Annotated in this window: 23 protein-coding genes and 1 other annotated feature; of the genes, 9 read left to right on the top strand and 14 right to left on the bottom strand. The window is 66.1% G+C overall.

What is annotated here, in order from left to right; all coding sequences use genetic code 11:
* Nucleotides 1-256: 256 nt before the first annotated feature.
* The 3 genes from AC069I_RS10180 to AC069I_RS10190 form a co-directional block, all read right to left on the bottom strand.
* Nucleotides 257-1,252 (bottom strand): hypothetical protein, encoded by a 996-nt coding sequence (locus AC069I_RS10180; protein WP_478265237.1) that lies wholly within the window; start codon nucleotides 1,250-1,252, stop codon nucleotides 257-259.
* A 43-nt stretch (nucleotides 1,253-1,295) separates the two neighbouring features.
* Nucleotides 1,296-2,522: an AlbA family DNA-binding domain-containing protein gene (locus tag AC069I_RS10185; RefSeq protein WP_478265238.1), complete on the bottom strand. Its 1,227-nt coding sequence runs from the start codon at nucleotides 2,520-2,522 to the stop codon at nucleotides 1,296-1,298.
* Nucleotides 2,523-3,101: 579 nt separating this feature from the next.
* Entirely contained in the window at nucleotides 3,102-3,335 is a 234-nt protein-coding gene (locus AC069I_RS10190) for a hypothetical protein (RefSeq protein ID WP_478265239.1), read from the bottom strand.
* Nucleotides 3,336-3,539: 204 nt separating this feature from the next.
* On the opposite strand from AC069I_RS10190, the gene AC069I_RS10195 reads away from it, so the two are divergent.
* A complete protein-coding gene (locus AC069I_RS10195; RefSeq protein WP_478265240.1) occupies nucleotides 3,540-6,113 on the top strand; it encodes a hypothetical protein in 2,574 nt (857 codons plus the stop codon).
* A gap of 246 nt (nucleotides 6,114-6,359) precedes the next feature.
* A complete protein-coding gene (locus tag AC069I_RS10200) occupies nucleotides 6,360-6,686 on the top strand; it encodes an MATE family efflux transporter (RefSeq protein WP_478265241.1) in 327 nt (108 codons plus the stop codon).
* A gap of 48 nt (nucleotides 6,687-6,734) precedes the next feature.
* Here AC069I_RS10200 and AC069I_RS10205 read toward each other — a convergent pair whose 3' ends face one another.
* Nucleotides 6,735-6,908: a hypothetical protein gene (locus tag AC069I_RS10205; RefSeq protein WP_478265242.1), complete on the bottom strand. Its 174-nt coding sequence runs from the start codon at nucleotides 6,906-6,908 to the stop codon at nucleotides 6,735-6,737.
* Between the two features lie 424 nt (nucleotides 6,909-7,332).
* Nucleotides 7,333-8,094 (bottom strand): DUF2637 domain-containing protein, encoded by a 762-nt coding sequence (locus AC069I_RS10210; RefSeq protein WP_478265243.1) that lies wholly within the window; start codon nucleotides 8,092-8,094, stop codon nucleotides 7,333-7,335.
* A gap of 2,217 nt (nucleotides 8,095-10,311) precedes the next feature.
* Between AC069I_RS10210 and AC069I_RS10215 the strand changes: the two genes are divergently transcribed.
* Nucleotides 10,312-11,568 (top strand): IS701 family transposase, encoded by a 1,257-nt coding sequence (locus AC069I_RS10215; protein WP_478265479.1) that lies wholly within the window; start codon nucleotides 10,312-10,314, stop codon nucleotides 11,566-11,568.
* A gap of 24 nt (nucleotides 11,569-11,592) precedes the next feature.
* Here the strand turns inward: AC069I_RS10215 and AC069I_RS10220 are convergent.
* The 4 genes from AC069I_RS10220 to AC069I_RS10235 all read right to left on the bottom strand — a co-directional run bounded on the left by AC069I_RS10220 (nucleotide 11,593) and on the right by AC069I_RS10235 (nucleotide 14,478).
* Nucleotides 11,593-12,770 (bottom strand): IS3 family transposase gene (locus tag AC069I_RS10220; RefSeq protein WP_478265244.1). Its coding sequence is split into 2 segments (ribosomal slippage): nucleotides 11,593-12,542 and nucleotides 12,542-12,770, totalling 1,179 coding nucleotides; the frame shifts between segments, so codons are not numbered across the junction.
* Nucleotides 12,415-12,543, bottom strand: a sequence feature (AL1L pseudoknot). It overlaps the preceding gene by 129 nt.
* 62 nt (nucleotides 12,771-12,832) lie before the next feature.
* Complete coding sequence (locus tag AC069I_RS10225) at nucleotides 12,833-13,528, bottom strand: DUF2637 domain-containing protein (RefSeq protein WP_478265245.1); 696 nt, start codon at nucleotides 13,526-13,528, stop codon at nucleotides 12,833-12,835.
* Nucleotides 13,529-13,568: 40 nt separating this feature from the next.
* On the bottom strand, nucleotides 13,569-13,868 hold the full coding sequence (locus AC069I_RS10230) for a hypothetical protein (protein ID WP_478265246.1): 300 nt from the start codon (nucleotides 13,866-13,868) through the stop codon (nucleotides 13,569-13,571).
* A gap of 154 nt (nucleotides 13,869-14,022) precedes the next feature.
* Nucleotides 14,023-14,478 (bottom strand): hypothetical protein, encoded by a 456-nt coding sequence (locus tag AC069I_RS10235; protein ID WP_478265247.1) that lies wholly within the window; start codon nucleotides 14,476-14,478, stop codon nucleotides 14,023-14,025.
* Between the two features lie 332 nt (nucleotides 14,479-14,810).
* Between AC069I_RS10235 and AC069I_RS10240 the strand changes: the two genes are divergently transcribed.
* A complete protein-coding gene (locus AC069I_RS10240) occupies nucleotides 14,811-15,017 on the top strand; it encodes a heavy-metal-associated domain-containing protein (protein ID WP_125690215.1) in 207 nt (68 codons plus the stop codon).
* 5 nt (nucleotides 15,018-15,022) lie between these two features.
* Complete coding sequence (locus AC069I_RS10245; RefSeq protein ID WP_478265248.1) at nucleotides 15,023-15,256, top strand: CDGSH iron-sulfur domain-containing protein; 234 nt, start codon at nucleotides 15,023-15,025, stop codon at nucleotides 15,254-15,256.
* 51 nt (nucleotides 15,257-15,307) lie between these two features.
* On the opposite strand, the gene AC069I_RS10250 is transcribed toward AC069I_RS10245, so the two are convergent.
* Nucleotides 15,308-15,589: a metal-sensitive transcriptional regulator gene (locus AC069I_RS10250; protein ID WP_478225848.1), complete on the bottom strand. Its 282-nt coding sequence runs from the start codon at nucleotides 15,587-15,589 to the stop codon at nucleotides 15,308-15,310.
* Nucleotides 15,590-15,775: 186 nt separating this feature from the next.
* Here AC069I_RS10250 and AC069I_RS10255 point away from each other — a divergent pair, with 186 nt between their 5' ends.
* The 4 genes from AC069I_RS10255 to AC069I_RS10270 are packed head-to-tail and all read left to right on the top strand — an operon-like array spanning nucleotide 15,776 to nucleotide 19,604.
* Nucleotides 15,776-16,057: a metal-sensitive transcriptional regulator gene (locus AC069I_RS10255; RefSeq protein ID WP_478225847.1), complete on the top strand. Its 282-nt coding sequence runs from the start codon at nucleotides 15,776-15,778 to the stop codon at nucleotides 16,055-16,057.
* 30 nt (nucleotides 16,058-16,087) lie between these two features.
* A complete protein-coding gene (locus AC069I_RS10260; protein ID WP_478225846.1) occupies nucleotides 16,088-16,300 on the top strand; it encodes a heavy-metal-associated domain-containing protein in 213 nt (70 codons plus the stop codon).
* Between the two features lie 49 nt (nucleotides 16,301-16,349).
* Complete coding sequence (locus AC069I_RS10265) at nucleotides 16,350-17,321, top strand: hypothetical protein (RefSeq protein ID WP_478225845.1); 972 nt, start codon at nucleotides 16,350-16,352, stop codon at nucleotides 17,319-17,321.
* 27 nt (nucleotides 17,322-17,348) lie between these two features.
* Nucleotides 17,349-19,604, top strand: a complete 2,256-nt coding sequence (locus tag AC069I_RS10270) for a heavy metal translocating P-type ATPase (protein ID WP_478225844.1) — start codon at nucleotides 17,349-17,351, stop codon at nucleotides 19,602-19,604.
* A gap of 82 nt (nucleotides 19,605-19,686) precedes the next feature.
* On the opposite strand, the gene AC069I_RS10275 is transcribed toward AC069I_RS10270, so the two are convergent.
* From AC069I_RS10275 to AC069I_RS10290, 4 genes are all read right to left on the bottom strand, one after another.
* On the bottom strand, nucleotides 19,687-20,094 hold the full coding sequence (locus AC069I_RS10275; RefSeq protein WP_478225843.1) for a four-helix bundle copper-binding protein: 408 nt from the start codon (nucleotides 20,092-20,094) through the stop codon (nucleotides 19,687-19,689).
* Nucleotides 20,095-20,176: 82 nt separating this feature from the next.
* On the bottom strand, nucleotides 20,177-20,974 hold the full coding sequence (locus AC069I_RS10280) for an alpha/beta fold hydrolase (protein ID WP_478265249.1): 798 nt from the start codon (nucleotides 20,972-20,974) through the stop codon (nucleotides 20,177-20,179).
* Nucleotides 20,975-20,984: 10 nt separating this feature from the next.
* Complete coding sequence (locus AC069I_RS10285) at nucleotides 20,985-21,521, bottom strand: DUF4396 domain-containing protein (protein WP_478225841.1); 537 nt, start codon at nucleotides 21,519-21,521, stop codon at nucleotides 20,985-20,987.
* Entirely contained in the window at nucleotides 21,511-22,068 is a 558-nt protein-coding gene (locus AC069I_RS10290; protein WP_478265250.1) for a carboxymuconolactone decarboxylase family protein, read from the bottom strand. The genes AC069I_RS10285 and AC069I_RS10290 overlap by 11 nt, the downstream gene beginning before the upstream one ends.
* Between the last annotated feature and the right edge of the window lie 106 nt (nucleotides 22,069-22,174).

Genomic DNA, 22,174 nt, shown 5'->3' on the forward strand with positions numbered 1-22,174 from the left:
TGGCCAGTGTTTCGATGTCGATCACCGGGCCCGGCGCGCAGGACCCGCTCATATGGCGGGGCCGAGGCGTTCCTGGCCTACATGTGAGCCCGGACCGATCGGTGCTGAGATCTCGATGACGCGGCACAGCAGGCTGCTATGGTGCGAACTATCTCGGTGACTTCGTTAAGGGCTGACGAAGTCACTGGAGTCTTACATCGACAGCGATGACCTCTCTCGGTATGCAAGGCCTTTGCCGACCGGCTACTTGACGCCGTCAACGCCCAGCATTGCCGTCATCGCTGGCGGTGTCGTCGTCGGTCCGGCACCGGCGACACCTGCCTCCGTTCTCGTAGGGGGTCGGTGTCAGGCAGAGATGGCAGGCTGTGAGTCTGCGTACTCCGGCGAACGCTCCGCACGAGAAACACATCCACAGCAAGGCAAGCGGCAGACTCCTTGTTTCTGCGCCTCCCACGAGCGTGCCGCTGTCTTCGCAGTACGGACAGTCGCTCGGCGCATGTGACCAGCTATCGGGTCGAGGGGCAGCGACTTCGCGCCAGTAGACGAAGGCAGTCTTCTCGTGATCGACTGCGTCGGCAGAGCACCACAGGCAGCGTGGGCCCGTAACCGGCAGGGTCATCTCCAAGCACCAAGGGCAGGCGACAATTCGGTTCGCATCACGTTCCAGCGCTGGGCCGATCCGCCGCTGCCGTTCGTGCAGCAACATTCCGATGCGCTTGACGTCACGCTCGATCTCCCTGCGGACGTCGAGGAAGAGCTGCTGTTCGGCGGGGGCAGCGCCAGCTTGCAGGTGTTCGACTGCGAAGGTCAGCAATGCGTCGAGGACTCGACCGACCAGCGCTTCGATCGCCGCGGTGTTTTGTACACCCATCCCGAAGTGCTGAAGCTTGTTGCGTTCCTTGGCGAGCCGGGTAAAGGCCTGCCGCGCGTTCTCGGGCAGTTCGACCCCGGCGATTCCTCGTAGCCGCATCAAGGTCTCTTCCATTGTCACGCTGAGGAAGTCACCGGAGTCGTACGCGGCCTGCGTTGCTTTGCCGGGGTCCTTGAACACCAGTGACCAGTGTTCCCGCACCAGACGAACTTTCAGCAGTACTTCGGCGGCGGCTTGAAGATGCAGGACCGCGTACTTCAGGTCACGTGCCCTGGGTCCGGAGCCTGCCGGGTCGCCATTGACGAGATGTTCGACCACGCTGCGCAGATAGTCCGCGCCGTTCTCCGCGGGCGGGAACCCGAACCCTTGCGTAGTCACCACGTATGCTTGCCTCCTCGTCAGTGATGTCGTGACAGCAATCGGGTCAGACCGAGGACTGCGCAATGGCGGTGAGTCGGTTGATGCCGCCCTGGTTGACGACGTCCAGTGCGATCTGTCGAACCTGCTCCAGGTATGCCTCGTCCGTGACGTTGGTTCGAACGGTGGTCTCAACCGGAATGAAGTGCCGGATGGGCAGTATGCCGTCGTCGCCGAACCCGAATTCGTCCACCGAGGTGAAGGTCAACGGTCCGTCGTGCGGGTTGCTTTCGATGCCGATGCGCAGCTCGTACTCGGAAGTCGCCGAGGCGTCGGCTGCGGTCTTCACCAGGGCGAGCAAGTCGGCGACGAACCACTCGATCCGGCGGGAGTTGGCTGTGCTCGGTGGTGCGTGGCCGTCACGAGTCTGACTGCCACCGATAGCGGAGCGGAGCGACACAGAGCCGTCGAAGTGGACACTGGCCCAGGCTTCCTTCCACTTCTTGTTCGGATTGGCCGGCGGTGCCACCCAGCGGCGGAGTCCCGGTCGTGGGTTCAGATCGAGTGTCGCCAATGGGTGTGCGAGCTGGGATTCGGCGAGTGCGCGGCCGAGGGTGGATGCGTTCTCGACGATCCGCCGTGCGTCGTCCTGTGTCATGGGCGAGGCGGCGGCCCGTGCCAGGCGCGGGCGGGCGACGCCGATGATCCGCGCAAGGTCGGCGTCATGCTGTTCACGTTCGTGGTGGTAGTCCTGCTCAAGCCGCACGGCGGCGTTGCGCCGGTCGTCGAGCCGTGTCCGGTAGAGGCGTTCGAGTTGCGGTTCGCGCATCCAGATCGTGTCGGCGTTGTTACGGATCGGCGCGCCGAAGTACTCGCCGCGGTATATGAGATGCGGCGCGTCGACACTCGGCGGGACAACGACCGCCAAGACCCGCTTGACATCGCCGAGGCGGTGGAACCCGAGCCCGAACACGGGAGGGTGGATGCCGCTGATCGCGACCTTGTCGTAGGTGCGTTCGTACTGCTCGGTCACCTCGCCGATATCGACCCGTCCGGTCGCCTTTTTATCCTTCTCTTCGACCCCATAGACGATCAGGCCGCCCCCGTTGTTGGCCATCGCCGCGACGTCTTTCGGGACATCGCTATTGGCGAGGTCCTTCTCCTTGGGGAATGACTTCTTCCAATCCAGGTCGTCGGTCTCGGCCACACCAACGGTGATCGCTTCGTTCAGCATTTCGTCCGTCAGCGGACCCCGCGGGCGGCCGAGAATCCGGTGCAGCGATGTGAACAGCATGGAGGGACTCTACTTGGATAAGCGACGTGAGAGTTCGGCGACGCGAACGGACACGCTGAGTCGCTAGACGCTTGTCGCCTGGCTCGGGCAGGCCGCTCGGTAACGGAACGTTCTGCGCGAGCACGCCCGGCGTAGGTGTGCAGCGCGTCGATCACCTTTCCTATGCCGGGATCGGCACCGTGGGCCTCGCGGCGCCGCCCCGCGATCCCGGATCGTGTTCAGGCCGCTGGAGGCCGCACCCCTGTACGTACCATGGCAACGCGAAAGTGGTACCTCGCTGAGTCGCGATGGACAAAGTGGTGATGACCCACTTCCTGAGCTGCGTTTGCCGGATGGCTGGCCAGTACGCGGTCAGCACCTGATCTCCGCGGGCGGGCAGCGCGTTGTCCGGACTTTGGTCGGCGGAATCGGGTAGCGGGGTCGAGGTTTCTCATCGACCCGATCGCCGGACGCGTGGGTTCAGCGTTGCTGGTGGTGTTAGGCGAACTCGTCGGGCCGGTGGTGTAGGGATCGTCGCGGCGCCAGCGACTGACCAGCAGGTCACCACCGTTATGAAGCTTGGGCGGGCTCACACCTGGTCTACTTGGTGTGGCGTCCGGTGCCGTTTTCCAGTTCCAGGACCCGCAGAGCGTGCGCACTGGTGGTGATCCTGGCGCTGGCGCGGAGGCGGATGATCTGGGTGACGGTCACCTGGGCAGCGATGAGGGCCACGGCGACCAGCGCCACGGCGATCACACACCAGAGGGGGAGCGCAGGTAGAAGAGCTACGCCGCCGACAGTGGAGGTGAGCAGCGCGATCGGTTTGGAGCCCATCGTCACCACCTTTCAGAGCATCGTTACCGCCGATCGGCGGGTGTAGTTCCATGATGAAGGCGTTCACTGCGCTGGTCAGCACATCCATTGAGCACTGCGTCGACGTCGGCGATGGATGTGCGCATCGGACCGAGTGGCAGCTGCCGATGCGCTCGTTGACCAGGTGCGGGGTTCGGTCGTGTTGGCGGGTGGGAAACTGTGGTGATGATGCAGTCGGACCTCGCTGCCGCTCAACAGCTCCGCACGCTCCTGACCGGGTTCAAGGATCGCAGCGGTCTGTCCTATGAGAGACTCGCTGAGCGGGCCTCGTGCAGTCGGGGGACGGCCGAGAACTACATCGCCAAGCCCGGCCACAGCCGCGGCGAGAACATCCTCAACTTCCTGCTGACCGCACTCGAAGTCACCGATGACGAACGCGCTGAAGCTGTGCGCCTGCACCGGCTCAGCAGGTCCGAAACTCCCAACCCAGCGTCCGCTGGATGGAAAGCTGCGGCGGCGGAGGCCGACTGCACGGTGTGGGAGATGGACGAGTTCACGCCAGCCGAAGCGACGGTGCACCCCGCGATCCGTCGTGATCGGATTCGCGACGACGACCAGAACATCCTCATGGTGCCGCCTGTGTATGTACGGCGGGATCACGACCCGTCGCTGCGCGCGGACATCGCTGCCGCAGCCAGCGGCGAGCTGCGTGTACTGGTTCTGCTGCGCGGCGGGCCATCGACCGGGAAGACCCGGTCGCTGTTCGAGGCCGTTCAAGCTCTCGGCCCCGGATGGACGGTGGTCCGTCCTCGATCAGCGGCGGCGCTGCGAGGCCTGGTCACGTCCGGGCTGCTGGAGCGACGGCGATGCGTGGTGTGGCTTAACGAGCTGCAAGCCTTCCTAGGCCCCAATGGGACAGGGCTCTCGCTGGATGTGCTGCGTGATTTGTTCACGGCCGCCGACACTCACACTGGCGGGGAATCCCGGAGCCCGCACCCCATCGTGATGGTGGGGACGCTGTGGGCCGAGAAGCTCCGTGACGCCACCGCCTCCGCCGAGCATCTCAGCGACAACCGGGACCTGTTGGTCTCCGCCAACCAGTGGGTGCACTGGCACGACGTTCCCCGCGACTTCTCCTCGCGCGAACGTGAGGAAGCCCAGGTGCTCGCAGTCAGAACCGGCGATGACCGCCTTCGGACTGCTCTCACCAATCCCGACCGTGTCGGGTTCACGCAGACCCTCGCCGGCGGCCATGAACTCCTCCAGCACTACCTCACCGCGCCGAACCCCATGGACCAGCTCCTTCTCGACGCCGCCGGGGACGCGCGCCGTCTCGGCCACACCAGCCCCATGTCCCCCTTTTTGCTGCGCGCCATCGCCACGGCGCTGTGGCGCGAGGAACGCGGCCAGGCCAGCCCACCACCGGGCTGGTTCGACACCGCGATCACCCACGCCACACAGCCACTACGCTCCACCCAGGGCGTCCAAGCCCTGATTCCGCTCGACAACACCGAGCACATTACCTACGAATTGGCCGACTACCTCGAACAGCACCTCAGCCGCACCCGCCGCACCCATCCCGTTGTCGACGCTGTCTGGAACGCGCTACATGACCACGCAACAGCCCCTGACGATCTGTTCAGAGCAGCCCGCGATGCAAGTGCCCGCGGTAGGTTCAACCATGGTGAGGCCCTCTGCCGGACAGCGGGTACCCCTGAGGCGCTGATGGAACTCGCGAGAATGCTTGCCAAGCGCCCAGGACGCGAACAAGACGCGGAGCATGCCTACCGGGGTGCGATAGCCGGCGGCCGCCCCTTCGCACTGTACGAGTTTGTTTCCTGGCTGGCGCAGCAGCCGGGTCGGGATGGAGACGTCGAGCAGGTCTACCTTGACGCCATCGCCGACGGCGACCTCTCCGCGCGAAACGTGTTTGCTAGCTGGCTGGAGCGCCAGCCTGGCCGCGAAGAAGAGTCCGAACGGATCTTTTTGAAAGGTATCGCCGAGGGGATTCCCGCCGTGCGCACCGGATGTGCGGATTGGCTGGCCAACAAACCCGGCCGTGAAAAGCAGGCCGAGCATGCCTACCGCGACGCCATCGCCGACGGCGACGCCGATGCACTCGGCCTGTTTGCAGAGTGGATGTCCCGCCAGCCTGGCCGCGAAGTAGAGACTGAGCAGACCTACCGGAAGGCGATCAGCGCAGATAGCTACCAAGCGCGACACAAGTTCGCTTCTTGGCTGGCGCGACAGCCTGGCCGTGAGGCGGATGCCGAGCAGGCTTATAAGGACGCTGTGGCCGATGGAAACCACCTCGCCGCGGCAGGGTTGGCTGACCTTCTGTCCGGCCTGCCTGGGCGAGAGGCTGAGACGGAGCAGGCGTACAAGGACGCTATCGCCGCTGGCTCTTACAATTCCGCTCGGCTGTTCGCTGATTGGCTGTCCGGCCAGCCTGGCCGAGAGGCTGAGACAGAGCAGGCCTACCGGGACGCTTCCGCCGTCGACGGCATGTTCGGGCAGACCGCGTTCGCTATCTGGCTAGCCCGTCAGCCCGGCCGAGAAGAAGAGACTGAGCACATCTACCGAGAGGCTATTGCCGCCAGAGAATTAGCCGCGATTGACGCGTTCATAGGTTGGCTGGAGCAACAGCCCGGCCGCGCAGAAGAGGTAGAGCAGGCCTACCGGTATGCTATTACCACTGGTCACCCCGAAGCGCTTCGCTTGTTCATCGGATGGCTGGCAGGCCAGTCAGGTCGTGAACACGACGCCGAGCAGATCGCGCGCTGTGGACTGGTCGACTGAAGCTAACTCAGCTTCAGCAAGTGACCCCTCTGGTGTGGATGCCCACGCCCGAGGTGCGTACGTATTCTAGGACTTCATGGGCTGAGGAGCATGCACCGTCCGGGCCGCGGTCGGTTGCCGCTGAGCCTGGGGCAAAGGACAGATCGCCGGGTCCGAGGGCAGCAATGTCAGCGACTCGTTGTTTCCTGCTACGGCCCGCTCTCGGGCGACGTGGGCAGGCGATACCTCAAGCAACCCTGTGGTTCTTTGTTCTGGGCGGTGGTCCGGCGCGATCCAGTGATCGCGCCCCTGCTCTCCCTGCGCGGCTGGCAGGCGGACGGCGTCACTGTGCGCAAACTGGTTGCGCTCGTTGTCCCGATCTCGCTGACCTGCGACTCCGAGGCCGGTTCCTTCCTGGCCGTCGCGCTGCTCCTGGGCAGATTCGGCCGCGCCGCGCGCGCCGCGCACACCGTCGTCAACCAGTTAGTTTACATCGTCTTCCAGATCATGATCGACCTGTCCCTCGGAGCGTCCATCCTGGTCAGCCGCGAGATCGCACGACAAAGACCTCCGCGCCGCCGCACGCGTCGGTAGAACTGCCCTCGTGCACGGCGCGGTCGTGATGGCCCTGGTTGCGGTGCTCTACACGACAGTGCCCTCGCTTGTTCTCCCCTGTTCCTGGACGGCGCGAACCTCGTCGACGCGGCCGCGCTCAACATCGCTGGCACGCTGCTGATGGTCGCTGCCGTTCTGCAGTTCTTCGACTGCGCCCAGAACATCGGCGTCGGCCTCCTCCGCGGCCTCGACGACACCCAAGCCGGCTTCAGAGCCTCCCTCATTGGGTGGTGGGCCGTCGGGCTTCCCCGCGGCCTGGGGAATCGGCTCGATACTCCGGGCCGGACCGGTAGGTACCTGGCTCGGGCTCACTGCGGGCCTGGCTGCTGCGGCGAGCGACCAGCCTCGCCTGCGCGGGGAAGACACATTCGGCGGAAGCGCGTTGGGTACATAGATGGGACCAGCCCCGCTTGCGCGGGGAAGACCGGAGCTCGTCGAGGTGGAGTTCGGGCGCGAGTGGACCAGCCCCGCTCGTCCGGAGGAACGACGCATGGACGTGGTCGTAGTGAGGACCAACCCCGCTCGCGCGGGGACGACACTAACTGACCTGGACCTTTGAAGATCATACTGCTGGTTTTTGTTCAGTTCGGTAGTCCTCACGCTGATCATGGGGTCGGATCAGACCTTAGGACGTTGATTCGGCGAGTTCTCGTTCTGCGGTGTCGGCGTGCGGAAGTGGGTTCGGCGGTGCCGTCGTTTGAGGCCTCGACGGTGTTTCGCGTGGGCGATGCGGCTCGGGGGCTGCGTGCGAAAGGATGCCTTCGCTGCGCCATTTTCGGAGGATGCGGCGGCCGTAGTTGTGGGTTCCGGCGACGCGGTCGAGTTCGGCACCGGATGGTGTTCGGCCTTGGGCGTGTTCGTGCTGGTAGTGGGCCCACATCAGTTGTTCGGCGGTGGGCCTGGATGACTGGCCCGACTGGTCTGGTGTTGTCGGCAGAGGGGTGACCAGGGGTGGTGTGAGGAGACCGGGTTCCGTGTGAATGCCGTCGGAGAGTCCGTTGCGGTGGCGTTTGAGTGCGCGGTTGAGGAGTTCGACGGCCAGTAGCAGAGCGAGCGGTGGGCAAGCGGCGACGGCGACGCCGAACGTGCGGGTCACGGGTGCCGAGGCGATGTTCGCGCAGAGGGACAGCGCGATGCCGAAGACGAACGCTGCCCATGCCGGCCACCGGCTGGAGCCGTCGCGGCTGGGTTTCCAGAGTTCGACGGTGGCGGTGGTGAGGAGGCCGTCGACGATGAGCGGCCAGATCGAGGCGGTCATGGTGTCGGCGCCGAATCGGAGGGCGAACTGGCGTCCGTGGATGTAGGAGGCGTAGGCCGCGCCGAGGGCGACTAGTGCGGTGCAACCGCACTGAATCCAGAGAGCAAGGTCTCGGCGGACGCTGGTCATGACGCATCTCCACCGCGGTCTCGGCGGAGCCGGTTGATCCTCAGAGTGGCGGAAAGCCGCAGCTCAGAGGGCTGGGGCGACGCGTGGTTGCTGTCCGTACCTCGTCGTCCGGACGACCCACTGCTCCAACGCGTCCTGCGTGCCGCCGACAACCACGGTCTCCATACCGTATCCCGACTCGGGCGAGACGCGCTGCAAAGACTGCGCACCACACTTGCCCCGACAGCATGAGACTTGTACCGGCGCGGCGACGTCTGCCCGCGATCAACTCGCCGGACCAGCCCCGCCCTGCGCGGGCATGGCGGGCTTCATCTTGGTGTGGACAAAAGCAGCGACGGACCAGCCGCCTGTGCCGGTATGACGACCTCCTCGTCATAGGCAATGCTCTCCTCGGGACCAGCCCCTCCGGCGAGGGAACGATCGGACATACAGGTTCCCCGGCGGCGGCTTCGGCGGACCAGCCCCGCTCGCGCGTGGACAATGCGCCGACGTTCGGATCCGGTGGCTGGAAGGAGGGACCAACGCCACCTGAGCGGGGCTACCCGATTCACCTGACGGGCAGGCCGCGGCCGAGGGGCCAGCCCGCTTGAGCGGGGACGACGGGCAGATCGGCGCGCTCCCCGAGGGATCGTTCGGACCAGCCCCGCTCAGGCGGGGCTGGTCCCGCCTCCAGCGTCTTCCCTGTGAGGTCAAGGTTGTCCTTCCCGCGCGAGCGGGGCTGATCACTGCCGGGTCTCCAGGAACTGCGCGTCCTCGGGGTTCTCACCGCGCGAGCGGGCTGTTCCTCCGGTGCACTCGTCGCTGTGCTCGATCGGCTGGTTCTCCCCGCGTGAGCGGGTTTGACCCCGGGTAGATCGCATCGTCGTCCTGGCCCATCGGCGTCGTCCCCGCGGGCGGGGTTGGTCCCATCAATTCGAACGCGACCCTCGCCGCTCAGCTGTCACCCCCGCGCATGCGGGATTGGTCCGCAGATCGTGTTCACGATCGGCGCGACGGAGTTATCGTCCCCGCACGGGCGGGGTTGATCCGCGACGCACGGGATCCCCCAAACCAGCCACACGGTCGTCCCCGCGCATGCGGGGAGGACGAGACGCTCGCGGTCTCGGTGAGCACCTGCGTGGGACCAGCCCCGATCACGAGGGGAGGACACACGGCCCCTTGGCAGCACCGGGGGCATCAACCGGGCCAGCCCTGCTCGCGCGGGGACGAAATTGGTGCCACCGACCTCGCCCATAAGCGAGGAGGGACCAACCCTGCCTGCTCGGAGACGACGTCGAACCGCACGAAGTCCAGGCCGCCATGGCGGGACCAACCCCGCGTGCGCGGGGACGACATAGAGGACCGTGGCAGTGTCACGGCGAACCACGGGCCAACCCTGCCTGCGGGGACGACTCCACGATCTGGTCGACCTGGAAGTTCGTGAACGGACCAACCCCGCCTGCGCGGAGACAACCCGGCGTGGACGTGGCCGTCTAGACCAGCCTCGCCTGCGCGGGGATGAACTGTCGCCGGGTGAGGCCGTGCTCGTGCCGAAGGACCAGCCCTGCTCGCGCGAGGAGGACTGGTGGTGGGGCGGTGAGGAGATGGTCATCCTCGGACCAGCCCCCTGCGCGGGGACGACCGGCCGAACCCATTCATGACGCGGATGGAGCTGGGACCAGCCCCGCCTGCGCGGGAACGACGAACGTCCGTCGTCATATCGCTGCTCCTCCTACGGACCAGCCCGCCTGCGCGGGGACGACGCGCGCTGGTAGAGGTGGACGGCGATGATCGCCGGACCAGCCCCGCCTGTGCGGGGACGACACTACTTGACCTGGCTATTTGAGGATCATACTGGTGAATTTCGTTCAGTTTGGTAGTCCTCCCGCTGGTCATGAGGTCGGATCGAACGTCAGGTGGTTGATTCGACGAGTTCTCGTTCTCCGGTGCCGGCCTGCGGAAGTTGGTCGTGCGCTGTCGTCGTTTGGGGCCTTGACGGTGTTTCGCGTGGTCGATGCGGTTCAGGGGCGGCTGGGATTGTGCGTGGAAGTGTGAATCGCCCCGGGTTTGGTAGAGACTCGTTATTTGGGGTTAGTACTCCAGCCGGACTTCGTGATGTCGTTGGTGGGCTGCCCGTAGACAGGTGCGGCCACCAGTTGATCATGGTCGGTTGTGTGGACTAACCCTGATCGGCTGGTGGCCGCGGGTCCCAGCGTAAACCCTGACCGATGGGCGGTGATGTTTGAGGAGATGATCAGCCGGATCGCCGGCCGGTTCACCCGCGTCGAACCCCGCCGACGAGCACGAACACTGCTGCTCGGGCTGCTGTCGGACCTGCCGGACAAGAACTGCTGGACCATCTCCGAACACGCCGGCGACGACACCCCCGACGGGATACAACACCTGCTGCGCAAAGCGGTCTGGGACGCCGACAAGGTCCGCGACGACCTGCGCGACTACGTCACCGAACACCTCGGCGACACCGGCGCCGTGCTGGTCGTCGACGAAACCGGCGACCTCAAGAAAGGCGTCCACACCGTCGGAGTGCAACGCCAATACACCGGCACCGCGGGTCGCATCGAGAACGCCCAGGTCGCGGTCTACCTCACCTACGCCACCGACACCGGCCACGCATTCATCGACCGAGCCCTCTACCTCCCGAAATCCTGGACCACCGATCCCGACCGCCGCGCAGGCGCCGGAATCCCCGACGACACCGCGTTCGCGACAAAACCCGCGCTGGCGACCACCATGATCGGGCGTGCCCTCGACGCAGGGGTCCAGGCCCGGTGGGTCGCCGGGGACGAGGTTTACGGAGCCGACCCCCACCTGCGCAAGAACCTCGAACAACGCGGAGTCGGCTACGTTCTCGCCATCGGCCGCGACCGCCGGGTCAGCACTCCAGCAGGCGTGCTGCGCGCTGACGGTGTCGCCGCGAGGATGCCCAAGCACGTCTGGCAACGCCTCTCCGCCGGTGCCGGGGCGAAAGAACATCGCTACTACGACTGGGCTTTCGCCGACATCGACACCGCCGAGCCCGACGGGCACCGGTGGCTGCTGATCCGCCGCCACCGCACCACTGGCGAGCTGGCGTTCTACCGCTGCTACGCACCCGAGCCCGTGCCGCTACGGATCCTGGTTCAAGTCGCGGGCCGCAGATGGACGATCGAGGAATCCTTCCAGACCAGCAAAGGCCTCACCGGGCTTGATCAGCACCAGGTCCGACGGTGGACCTCCTGGCACCGCTGGACGGTCATGGCGATGCTCGCCCACGCCTTCCTCGCCGTTGTCGCATCCACCGAACGAAACCCCAAGTCCTCGACCGGCGGGTGGATCTCGTTGACCTGCAACGAAATCCACCACCTGTTCACCACACTCATCAGCCGACCCGTTCTCGATGCCGCACACCGGATCCGCCGCTCAAGCTGGCGCAGACGCCACCAATACCGAGCCCAGCAAGGCCACTACCAGCGACAATCGATCCACGAATCATGACCATCACGAACTACGACTGGAGTATTAGGCGACCAGGCAGGTCAGGTCGCCTAACTCGTACAGGGTCTCGAACTCGGTCGGTGGCCGGTAGCCACAGGCCTCGTGTAGACGCCGGTCGTTGTACCACTCGACCCACGCCGTGGTGGCGATCTCAACGTCTTTCTTATTGTGCCATGGTCCTTGCGGTTTGATCAACTCTGTTTTATACAAACCGATGGCGGATTCCGCGAGTGCGTTGTCGTAGGCGTCGCCCACGGTGCCGATAGACGCGTCGATACCCGCGTCGATGAGATGCTGGGTGAACCGGAAAGACGTGTATTGACTGCCCGCGTCGGAATGGTGAACGAGTTTGCCCTCCCCATCGGCGTGCTGGTAGTCGCGGACCTGTAATCCGGTGTCGATGGCGTCGAGTACCAGGTCCGTTTCCTTGGACATGCTCGCGTGCCAGCCGACGATTTTACGGGAGAACACGTCGATGCCGAAGGCGACGTAAACGGTGCCGGCCCAGGTGGCGACGTAGGTGAAGTCGGCCACCCACAGCCGGTTCGGCGCGCCCGCCGTGAACTGGCGGTTCACCAGGTCAGCGGCGCGCACGCCATCCTTGTCGGCGATGGTGGCGCGGACCGTCTTGCCGCGGAGGGCACCGGTCAGCCCGAGGCGCCGCATGAGTCGTTCCACCCGGCCTCGTCCCACCTGGATGCCGTCCCGTTGCAGCTGACGCCACATTTTCCGGGCACCATACACCCGATAATTATCATCGAATACGCGTCGAATCTCTCGCATTAATTCCTCGTCCCGGGTCTCCCGCCGTGAAACCGGGCGCGTCAGCGCCGCGTAATAAGTGGATGGGGCGATCTTCGCACCGAACTCGGTCAGCACGGCACAGATCGGCTCGACCCCGAACCGGTCTTTATGTTCCGTGATGAACGTTACGAGCGTGGCAGTCGAGGGTCGAGCTCCCTCGCAAAGAAAGCCGAAGCCGCTTTCAGAATCTCATTGGCCCGACGTAACTCCGCGACCTCCCGGCGCAGCCGCTTCAACTCCTCGGCCTCCTCGCTCGTCGCCCCCGGCCGGGCTCCGGCGTCGACCTCGGCCTGCCGCACCCACTTGCGCAACGTCTCACTCGACACGTTCACCTTCGCCGCCACCGAGCAGATCGCCTCCCACTGCGACGAATACTGCTCTACCTGCTCAAACACCAACGCGACAGCGCGTTACCGCACCTCAGCGGAATACCTGGGCCTCTGGGTCATGATCCACATCCTCACTCACACGAGGAGCCTCCATCAAACCCGGGGCGGTTCAGTGCGCCTTCTTTGCGCCATTTTCGGAGGATGCGGCGGCCGTAGTTGTGGGTTCCGGCGACGCGATCAAGTTCGGCGCCGGTGGGCGTTCGGCCTTGGGCGTGTTCGTGCTGGTAGTAGGTCCACATCAGTTGTTCGGCGGTGGGCTTCGAAGCCTCGTCCGTCGGGGCCGGTCTCGTTGGCAGGGTGACGATTGGAAGCGTGGTGAGGGCTCCGGGTTGCGTGTGATGGCGGTCGGCGGGTGAGGGTGTCGGATAGGCGGGTTCGGTGCGGTGGCGTTTGAGGGCGCGGTTGAGGAGCTCAACGGCCAGCAACAGGGCAAGCGGTGGGCAAGCGGCGACGGCGACACCGAAGGCGCTCATTATTGGAGCCGAGGCGATGTTCGCACAGAGGGATAGCGAGATGCCGAAGATGAACGCGGACCAGGCTGGCCACCGGCTGGAGCCGTCGTGACTGGGTTTCCAGAGTTCGACGGTTGCGGTGGTGAGGAGGCCGTCGACGATGAGGGGCCAGATCGAGGCGGTCATCGTGTCGGCGCCGAAGCGGAGGGCGAACTGGCGTCCGTGGATGTAGGAGGCGTAGGCCGCGCCGAGGGCGACCAGGGCGGTGCAACCGCATTGAATCCAGAGGGAGAGGTCCCGGCGGACGCTGGTCATGACGCGGCTCCACCGCGGTCTCGCCGGAGTCGGTTAATCCTCAGTGTGGCGGAAAGCCGCAGCTCAGAGGGCTGCGAGGACGCGTGGTTGCTGTCCGTACCTCGTCGGGGGTACGTACAGCTTCCACCCAAGAAGTCTCGACCGAACTGGTCGGGACTTCTTGCATTTCGGTGGAAGTCATCGCGTCGCTGATCCTTTCTGCGGCTACAGCCGTTACCGGTACCTGATCGACCGGCAGTTTGACGGTAATGGTCACCTTGTCGCCCACGCCACGCACCTTGACGGTCAGCTGGGTGATCTCGAAGAGGCTGCGGAGCAGCGCCTGAGGTGCCTTGGCCAAGTTGAGCCGGAGATGCGGAAGCGCTTCGAGGAAGGTCAGGTCTGACGACGTAGCCTTCGCCGGTTTGCTTCCTGTCTTCCGCGTCGAGTTGGGCGATCGCCGCCAGCGCGGTGGTCTTGTCTTCCTCCAGCTTGTTGTAGTTCTGGCGAAGTGCCTAGGTGAAGGGGTCGTCTTGGGCTTGCCGCAGAACAGAGTCCTGCCACCGGGCTACCTCTGTCGGTTGGCGTTGGAGGCGTTCCCGCTCGGCTTGACGCTCTTCGGCGGCGCTGTCGTCCACTGTGGCCAGGTCGGCTTCGATGATGCTTCGCCGAGCGAGGCTGAAGAGGAGGTCGGCGTAGAAAGCCGAAACGGCCTCTGTCGCCGCGGTTGTTCTTGCCCGGCCGGCACAGGTATCAGACGAGCTGTTGTGTTTCGCGTCACCGGCCATACGTGAGGGCGCCAGCAGAACGGCGTGCAGGATGAGCTGCGCCGCCGTCGGCGCGCCGCCCGCCGCGACGACGCCTCGGCAGCGATCGGCCACGGCGAGACCGGCCGAACCTGTCAAGCCGCCGATGAGTAAGGCTATCCCGGCATTCGGGACCGTGTCATCGCCGAGAACCTGAGCCGCCATGCCCAGGGTTGCGGCTGCGACGGCCAGTGCGACACCACGGGCGGCATGCACCGCCGAGGGAAGTTCAGTGGCCGAGGTCGTGGTTCCGCCGTGCGCAGCAGATTTCTTCGTCGGACACGGTCCGGCATGCGTCCCTGTTCGTGGGAAATGACCGGAGAACCTGTGGGGTCGAGACGTTGCTCGTCGCCGCCGCGCAGCTCGCGAGGCCGATCCTTGTTGTGGGACAAGGGCAACAGCTTCTTTACATACCCTACGGGGGTAATGTTAGTGTGGCGGCGTGGCGGCGAAGGGATCGCCGCGAAACGAGTTGTCGAACCGAAGGGTGAGAGCTGATGGACACCACCGTGTACACGGTCAAGGGCATGACCTGCTCGGGCTGCATGAACAAGGTGACGACCGCGGTGAACGGCGTCGCCGGGGTCAGCGAGGTGGACGCGGATATCGCGACCGGCGAAGTGACCGTCGTGAGCGAGGGGCCGGTCGACGCGCAGTTGGTGCGATCCGCGGTCAAAGAGGCCGGCTACGAGGTGGTCGGCTGAAGGTGATGGCCGAGGAGGACGGAGCTGGGCCGGCTGTCGTCATCAAGGTCGTGAACAACGGGCCGTATCAGGTGAAAGGGCCCGTCCGGCTCGTCGACCACGACGGCGAGGAATACGAACTGACCGGCCGCACCCAATTGCTGTGCAGGTGCGGGCATTCGGCGAAAAAGCCGTTCTGCGACGGCGCCCATGTCCGGACCGGGTTCACCGCGACCGGGGCAGTCGTTGAGGTGGAATAGAAGCGGGCGGGTGACGTGAGAGTCACCCGCCCGCTTTTCGTGATGCAGACGTCAGGAGCGCACGAGGCGTGCTATCGCTTCGGAGGCTTCCCGGATCTTCCTGTCCGCCTCGGGGCCGCCTTTCGCGGCGGCTTCGACGACGCAGCCTGCCATGTGTCGCTCGAGGAGTTCGAGGGAGAACGACTGTAAGGCGCGGGTCGCCGCGGAGACCTGGGTCAGGACGTCGATGCAGTACTTGTCCTCTTCGACCATCTTCTGCAGGCCCCGGATCTGCCCCTCAACGCGTCGTAGGCGTTTGAGCTGCCTCTCCTTGTCGGCGCCGTGATCGACCACGCTCACTCCTCGAGTCGGGATTCCGCGTACGTCTCAATCATGCCCGGTCGAGGGTCGCACGCGCAGGCGGGTTTCGAGGCTTCGTGGAGTGGTTGTGGTCAAAAACGGGGGTGGCATACGTCACGGGGGTATGCCGGTTGCCCTACCCCCCTAGGGTATGTAATGTTGCGGCCAGGAGGACGAGAGATGCACGGATACACGCAAGGCAAAGACGAATACGTGACCCGGTTGCGGCGGATCGAGGGTCAGATCCGGGGCCTGCAACGGATGGTCGAGGAGGACAAGTACTGCATCGACATCCTGACGCAGGTGTCGGCGGCCACGAAGGCGTTGCAGTCGGTGTCGCTGGGGTTGATGGACGAACACCTCAGGCACTGCGTGTCCGACGCCATCGCCAAGGGCGGCGACGAGGCCGACGAAAAGATCAAGGAAGCGAGCGACGTGATCGCCCGCCTGGTCCGTTCCTGAGACCGCGCACCGAATCGGAGGAGAACCACGATGAGTGAAACCACAAGCATCTACACCGTCACCGGCATGACCTGCGACCACTGTGTCCGTTCCGTCACCGAAGAGATCGGCAAGATCGACGGCGTCACCGGCGTCCGGGTGGATCTGCCCACCGGCGCGGTGACCGTGACCAGCTCCCAGGAACCCGAGGTCGCGGATGTGCGTGCGGCCGTCGAAGAAGCCGGATACGAGCTGACCGCCTGATTCGCGGTTCGCTCCCGATCGCGGGCACGGCCCGCACAAGGGATTCGAGATGAACACAGTTGCGAAGCTCTCCGCCTACGGTGTGGCGCTTGCCCTGGTCGCCGGTGGCGCCTGGGCCGCAGGCACCGCTGTCGGTCCTTTCGCCGGCGCTGCCGGCCTTCCCGGCGGCGAGGACGCCGGGCATGGGGACGCTCACAGCGGCACCGTCGCGGAGGCGGCGCCGACCGACGAGCCCGGCGGGCTCGCGTCGTCCAGGGGCGGCTACACCCTCACGCCCACCACCACGACGCTCACCGCGGGCACGACCCAGCCCTTCTCCTTCAAGATTCTCGGCCCGGACGGCAAACCGGTCACCGCTTACGGCGTCGAGCACGAAAAGCGGATGCACCTCATCGTGGTCCGCCGCGACACGGCCGGTTTCCAGCACGTGCATCCCGAACTCGCGCCCGACGGCGTGTGGAGTGTCCCGCTGGCCTTGCCCCAGGCGGGCAGCTACCGCGTCTTCGCGGATTTCAAGCCGACGGGCGGCTCGGCCTCGACACTGGGTGTGGACGTCGCCGTGGCGGGAGATTTCAAACCCGCTGAGTATCAGCCGTCGCGCGTCGCGGACGTCGACGGTTACCAGGTCCGTCTGGACGGCGAGCTGGCGCCGGGCAAGTCGTCGAAGGTGACCTTGACGGTGACCAAGGACGGCCGCGAGGTGACCGATCTGCAGCCGTACCTGGGCGCTTACGGGCACCTGGTGGCGCTGCGCGGCGGCGACCTGGCCTACCTGCACGTCCACCCGGACGGCGAACCCGGTGACGGCCGAACGAAGCCCGGTCCCACGGTGACCTTCTTCGCCGAAGTCCCGTCGAATGGCACTTACCGGCTGTTCCTCGACTTCCAGCACCAGGGCAAGGTCCGCACCGCCGAGTTCACCGTCGCCACCACGGGCACACCCGCCCCGGCCCCGGCTCCCTCGGCAACCCAGAACCCGACCCCACCCCCGGCCGATGACGGCCACGGCGGACACGGCTGACGCGAGCGTCGAAAAGGAGTGAACACGATGACATCCGACGTGGCCCAGACGCGGACAACCGAAGTCGAACTCGCGATCACCGGGATGACCTGCGCGTCCTGCGCAATGCGCATCGAGAAAAAGCTGAACAAGCTCGACGGCGTCACCGCGACCGTCAACTACGCCACCGAGAAAGCCAAAGTCACCTTCCCGGTCGACGTCGAGCCGCAGAAGTTGATCGAGCAGGTTGAGGCGGCCGGATACTCGGCCGCCGTGCCCGCCCCGGAGAAGACGACCGGCTCGGATGAGCCTCGTGAGGAAGCCGATCCGATCGCCCCGTTGCGGCAGCGGCTGATCGGTTCTGCGGTGCTGTCGGTGCCAGTGATCCTGCTGGCGATGGTGCCGGCGTTCCAGTTCACCTACTGGCAGTGGATTTCGCTGACGCTCGCCGCACCGGTGCTGGTGTGGGCGGCGTGGCCGTTCCACAAGGCGGCGTGGGCGAACCTGCGCCACGGTGCGGCGACCATGGACACGCTGATCTCGATGGGCACGCTGGCGGCGTTCCTGTGGTCGTTGTACGCGCTGCTGTTCGGCAGCGCGGGAACGCCGGGGATGACGCACGCTTTCGAGCTGACCGTGGAGCGGATGGCCGGGGACGGCAACATCTATCTCGAGGTCGCCGCCGGGGTGACGACGTTCATCCTCGCCGGACGGTACTTCGAGGCGCGGTCCAAGCGACGGGCCGGAGCGGCACTGCGAGCCCTGCTGGAGCTCGGGGCGAAGGATGTCGCCGTTCTCCGGAACGGCAAGGAAGAGCGAATCCCGGTCGATCAGTTGGCTGTCGGAGATCTGTTCGTCGTGCGGCCGGGGGAGAAGATCGCCACCGACGGCGTGATCACCGAGGGTGGTTCCGCGGTGGACGCGAGCATGCTGACCGGGGAAAGCGTGCCAGTGGAAGTCGCGCCGGGTGACGCGGTGGTCGGCGCGACGGTCAACGCGGGCGGGCGGCTCGTCGTCCGTGCGACGCGGGTCGGCGCCGACACGCAGCTGGCACAGATGGCCAAACTGGTGGAGGACGCGCAGACCGGAAAGGCACAGGTCCAGCGGCTGGCGGATCGCGTGTCGGCGGTCTTCGTGCCGATCGTGATCGCGCTCGCCGTCGGCACCCTGGCCTTCTGGCTCGGGGCGGGTGGCACGGCGTCGGCCGCGTTCACCGCCGCGGTCGCCGTGCTGATCATCGCCTGCCCGTGCGCGCTGGGCCTGGCCACCCCGACCGCGTTGCTGGTCGGCACCGGCCGCGGCGCGCAGCTCGGGATCCTGATCAAGGGTCCGGAAGTGCTGGAGTCCACCCGCGCGGTCGACACGGTCGTGCTGGACAAGACCGGCACGGTCACCACCGGACGGATGGCGCTCGTCGAGGTCCACGTCGCAGACGGCGTCGACGCCGACGAGGCGTTGAGGCTCGCGGGTGCGCTGGAGAACGCTTCCGAACACCCGATCGCGCAGGCCATCGTGGCCGGTGCGCGGGACCGGGTCGGCGAGCTCCCGGCCGTCGAGGACTTCACGAACGTCGAAGGCCTTGGTGTGCAAGGGATCGTCGACGGCAAGGCGGTGCTGGCCGGACGCAGCTCGCTGCTGGAGGACTGGGCGCATCACCTGCCGGAGGGTCTCGCCGAGGCGAAGGCCACCGAAGAGAAGGCGGGCAAGACCGCGATCGTCGTCGGCTGGGACGGCGCGGCCCGCGCGGTCCTGGTGGTGGCGGACACCGTGAAGCCGACCTCGGCCGAGGCGATCACGCAGCTGCGGGCGCTCGGGCTGACCCCGGTCCTGCTGACCGGGGACAACGAGGCTGTGGCCCGCGCGGTGGCGGCGGAGGTGGGGATCACCGAGGTGATCGCGGAGGTCTTGCCCAAGGACAAGGTCGACGTGGTCAAGCGGCTCCAGGCCGAGGGCAAGGTGGTCGCGATGGCGGGTGACGGCGTCAACGACGCGGCCGCGCTGGCGCAGGCCGACCTCGGGCTGGCCATGGGCACCGGTACGGATGTCGCGATCGAGGCGTCGGATCTCACCCTCGTCCGTGGTGACCTGCGGGCGGCGGTGGACGCGATCCGGCTTTCCCGGCGGACGCTGCGCACCATCAAGGGAAACCTGTTCTGGGCCTTCGCCTACAACGTCGCGGCGCTGCCACTGGCCGCGGCGGGCCTGCTCAACCCGATGATCGCCGGCGCCGCGATGGCGTTCAGCTCGGTCTTCGTGGTCACGAACAGCCTGCGGCTCAAGGGATTCCGCAGCACGGCGAGCTGACCCTCGTTCGACACGGGGCGCTCGTGCGGCACTTCCGGTGCCGCGCGAGCGCCTTTCTGTCGGTCCTCGGCCGTGAGCGTGATCAGCTCAGGGTGCTGATCAGTTCACGGCAGGCCTGTTCGCAGCGACGGCACGCTTCGGCGCATACGCGGCAGTGTTCGTGCATGCTCGCGTGTCCCTGGCACTCGTCACCGCACGCCTTGCATGCGGCGGCACACCCCTCGAGGATTGCCCGTGTCAGGTTCGCGTCGTAGCCCGTGTGCCGGGACAAGACCCGTCCTGTGGTCGCGCAGATGTCCGCGCAATCGAGATTGGTGCGCACGCACTTGACCAACTCGGCGACGCTCTTTTCGCTGAGACATGCGTCCGCGCACGCCGTACAGGTTTGGGCGCACTCGAAGCACGCTTCTATGCACCTGGTCAGCGCCTCACGATTCACCTTGCCCAGATCCGCCGGGTAGGTGCGGAGCATCTCGGCTGCCTGCGTCATGACGATTCCTTTCCTCGCGAAACATGTAGCAGCCTTCGGGTACCCGAGATGGCGGGTATGAACCGATGAACCACTATGTCACCTAGTAGAGGTGGTGCTCGGCAAGGAAACGGCGAATCGTGGGAGCGAACGCGTCGGCGAGGGCTTCGGCGGTGCTCAGCGTGTCGGACAGGGAAACGGGCGCGAGACGGCCGTTGGGCAGGACGCGGGCGGCGTTCTCTGCCAGCTCGGTCGGATGCCGTTCGTCCATGCCGGGGAAGACCAAGGTGGGTGCCGTGATCGCGGCGAGTTCGTCGACGGAGCGGAACGAGCGGTCGTGGCCGATGGCGGCCGCGGCGGCGATGCTCGCGGGGTCGGAGCGCGGGATGGCGTCACGTACGAGCGCGCCGATGACGGGAGCGAGCTCGGGCAGGACCGGTGCCCAGGCCGCTTCGATGCCGTCGGTCCGGACACGTTCGGCGAAGGCGTCCATGAACGCGATCTCGGCTTGCTTCGCTTCGTCGTCTTCGATGTCTTCGACGCTGATCAGGATGGCGGCGCGGACGCGGCCGGGATGTTCGAGGCAGGTGCGCTGGGCGATGGTGGCCCCGAGGCCGGTTCCACCGACGACGGCGCGCTGGAAACCGAGGTGATCGAGTAGCGCGGCGACATCGTCGGAGTACTGGGTCCAGGTGTGCCGGGCCGGGTCGGTGCAGACCGATCGGCCGTAGCCGCGCACGTCAGGGAGGATGATCGTGTGCCGGTCCGCCAGCCGCTCGGCCAGCGGGATGAGGCTGTGATGATCAGGGCCACCCCCGTGCAGAAGCACGAGGGGTGGCCCATAACCGAGGGAGACCGCGTAGAGCGGCCGGCCGTCGCCGCCGTGATACGCGATCTCCATTGTGGACACCTTAGTGGTGGTAGGCGTGCACCACCGCGTGTCCGGAACCGCGGCCGATGAGCCACTTGTTCACCGGTGTCGTGAGCAGGAAGGCGACGAGCAGCGCGAAGGCGAGCGCGCCCCAGAACAGCCAGCTGGCGAGCCCGGCCTCCATCGCGCCGGGGACGACGAGCATCACCCCGTTGTCGATGATCTCCATGACGAGGATCGAGACGGTGTCCGCGGCGAGGGCGACCTTGAGGGCCTGCTTGAAGCCGACACCTGCGCGCAGCACGCCGCGCATGGTCAGCGCGTAGCCGAAGACGAACGCCAGTGCGACGGCGAGCACGATGGTGGCGACGTTGCCCCAGCCCAGCGCGGTGCCGATCACCATGCCGAGCACCTCACCGATGGCGCAGCCGGTGAGGCAGTGCAGGGTGGCCGACGCCGCCATGCCCCAGGAGACCTTCCCCGGTCGGTGGTGTTCGTGGCCCCCGTTGCCCGCATGGCCCCCGTGGTCGCCGTGGTGCTGGTGTTCGTGGTGTGAGTGGTCGTGCTCAACCGACATGGTCGTGTTTCTCCTTTGTGGACTGCTCGGCAGGTATGGGTTCGAGTCCTGCGACGAGATTGAACGAACCGGTCAGCAGGTTGAGCGACACCAGTCCCACCGTGTCGGCGATGAGTCGATCGCTCCAGCCGTGTTCCCGCAACTCGGCGATGTCTTCATCATCGAACGAAGACGGTTCGGCGAGGACCCGCACGGCATACGCGATCAGCGCGGCTTCGCGCCGGTCAGTGGAGGTGCCCTGCCGGGCCAGTGCGATGTCGTTGTCGCTGAGTCCGGCGGCCCGCGCGACCCGTGTGTGCGCCTGCGAGCACAGCGCGCAACCGATCCACTCCTGCAGGGCGAGCGAGATCTTTTCGCCGAGTGCCCGGGGAAGCTTGACCCGCTTCATGGCCCGCGAGAAGTCGAGGTACCCCTGAAGGAGCGCGGGGGAGTGTGCCATCGCGGACACCATCGGACCTACCGAGCCACGCCGTTCGACGATGTCGCCGAGCAGCTCGGCGGACTTGGCTGGCGCGTCGCTCGGGTCTAGCGACTGAAGACGCTGCACGGCTCCTCCTCATGCTGTCGGCCGGCCACGGGAACTTTATACCCGTAGGGGGTACCTGTCCAGTGTCGATGGTTCGATGTTGACCAAGAGTGCGGCTCGCCCTGGC

It is taken from the genome of Amycolatopsis sp. NPDC043885 (assembly GCF_056435685.1).

What these genes read in the sequence shown, in the direction of transcription:
- AC069I_RS10185 (WP_478265238.1), bottom strand. Translation starts at nt 2,522, where the DNA reads ATGCTGTTCACATCGCTGCACCGGATTCTCGGCCGCCCGCGGGGTCCG.
- AC069I_RS10190 (WP_478265239.1), bottom strand. Translation starts at nt 3,335, where the DNA reads ATGGGCTCCAAACCGATCGCGCTGCTCACCTCCACTGTCGGCGGCGTA.
- AC069I_RS10195 (WP_478265240.1), top strand. Translation starts at nt 3,540, where the DNA reads ATGATGCAGTCGGACCTCGCTGCCGCTCAACAGCTCCGCACGCTCCTG.
- AC069I_RS10210 (WP_478265243.1), bottom strand. Translation starts at nt 8,094, where the DNA reads ATGACCAGCGTCCGCCGAGACCTTGCTCTCTGGATTCAGTGCGGTTGC.
- AC069I_RS10215 (WP_478265479.1), top strand. Translation starts at nt 10,312, where the DNA reads ATGTTTGAGGAGATGATCAGCCGGATCGCCGGCCGGTTCACCCGCGTC.
- AC069I_RS10225 (WP_478265245.1), bottom strand. Translation starts at nt 13,528, where the DNA reads ATGACCAGCGTCCGCCGGGACCTCTCCCTCTGGATTCAATGCGGTTGC.
- AC069I_RS10235 (WP_478265247.1), bottom strand. Translation starts at nt 14,478, where the DNA reads ATGGCGGCTCAGGTTCTCGGCGATGACACGGTCCCGAATGCCGGGATA.
- AC069I_RS10240 (WP_125690215.1), top strand. Translation starts at nt 14,811, where the DNA reads ATGGACACCACCGTGTACACGGTCAAGGGCATGACCTGCTCGGGCTGC.
- AC069I_RS10245 (WP_478265248.1), top strand. Translation starts at nt 15,023, where the DNA reads ATGGCCGAGGAGGACGGAGCTGGGCCGGCTGTCGTCATCAAGGTCGTG.
- AC069I_RS10255 (WP_478225847.1), top strand. Translation starts at nt 15,776, where the DNA reads ATGCACGGATACACGCAAGGCAAAGACGAATACGTGACCCGGTTGCGG.
- AC069I_RS10260 (WP_478225846.1), top strand. Translation starts at nt 16,088, where the DNA reads ATGAGTGAAACCACAAGCATCTACACCGTCACCGGCATGACCTGCGAC.
- AC069I_RS10265 (WP_478225845.1), top strand. Translation starts at nt 16,350, where the DNA reads ATGAACACAGTTGCGAAGCTCTCCGCCTACGGTGTGGCGCTTGCCCTG.
- AC069I_RS10270 (WP_478225844.1), top strand. Translation starts at nt 17,349, where the DNA reads ATGACATCCGACGTGGCCCAGACGCGGACAACCGAAGTCGAACTCGCG.
- AC069I_RS10275 (WP_478225843.1), bottom strand. Translation starts at nt 20,094, where the DNA reads ATGACGCAGGCAGCCGAGATGCTCCGCACCTACCCGGCGGATCTGGGC.
- AC069I_RS10280 (WP_478265249.1), bottom strand. Translation starts at nt 20,974, where the DNA reads ATGGAGATCGCGTATCACGGCGGCGACGGCCGGCCGCTCTACGCGGTC.
- AC069I_RS10285 (WP_478225841.1), bottom strand. Translation starts at nt 21,521, where the DNA reads ATGTCGGTTGAGCACGACCACTCACACCACGAACACCAGCACCACGGC.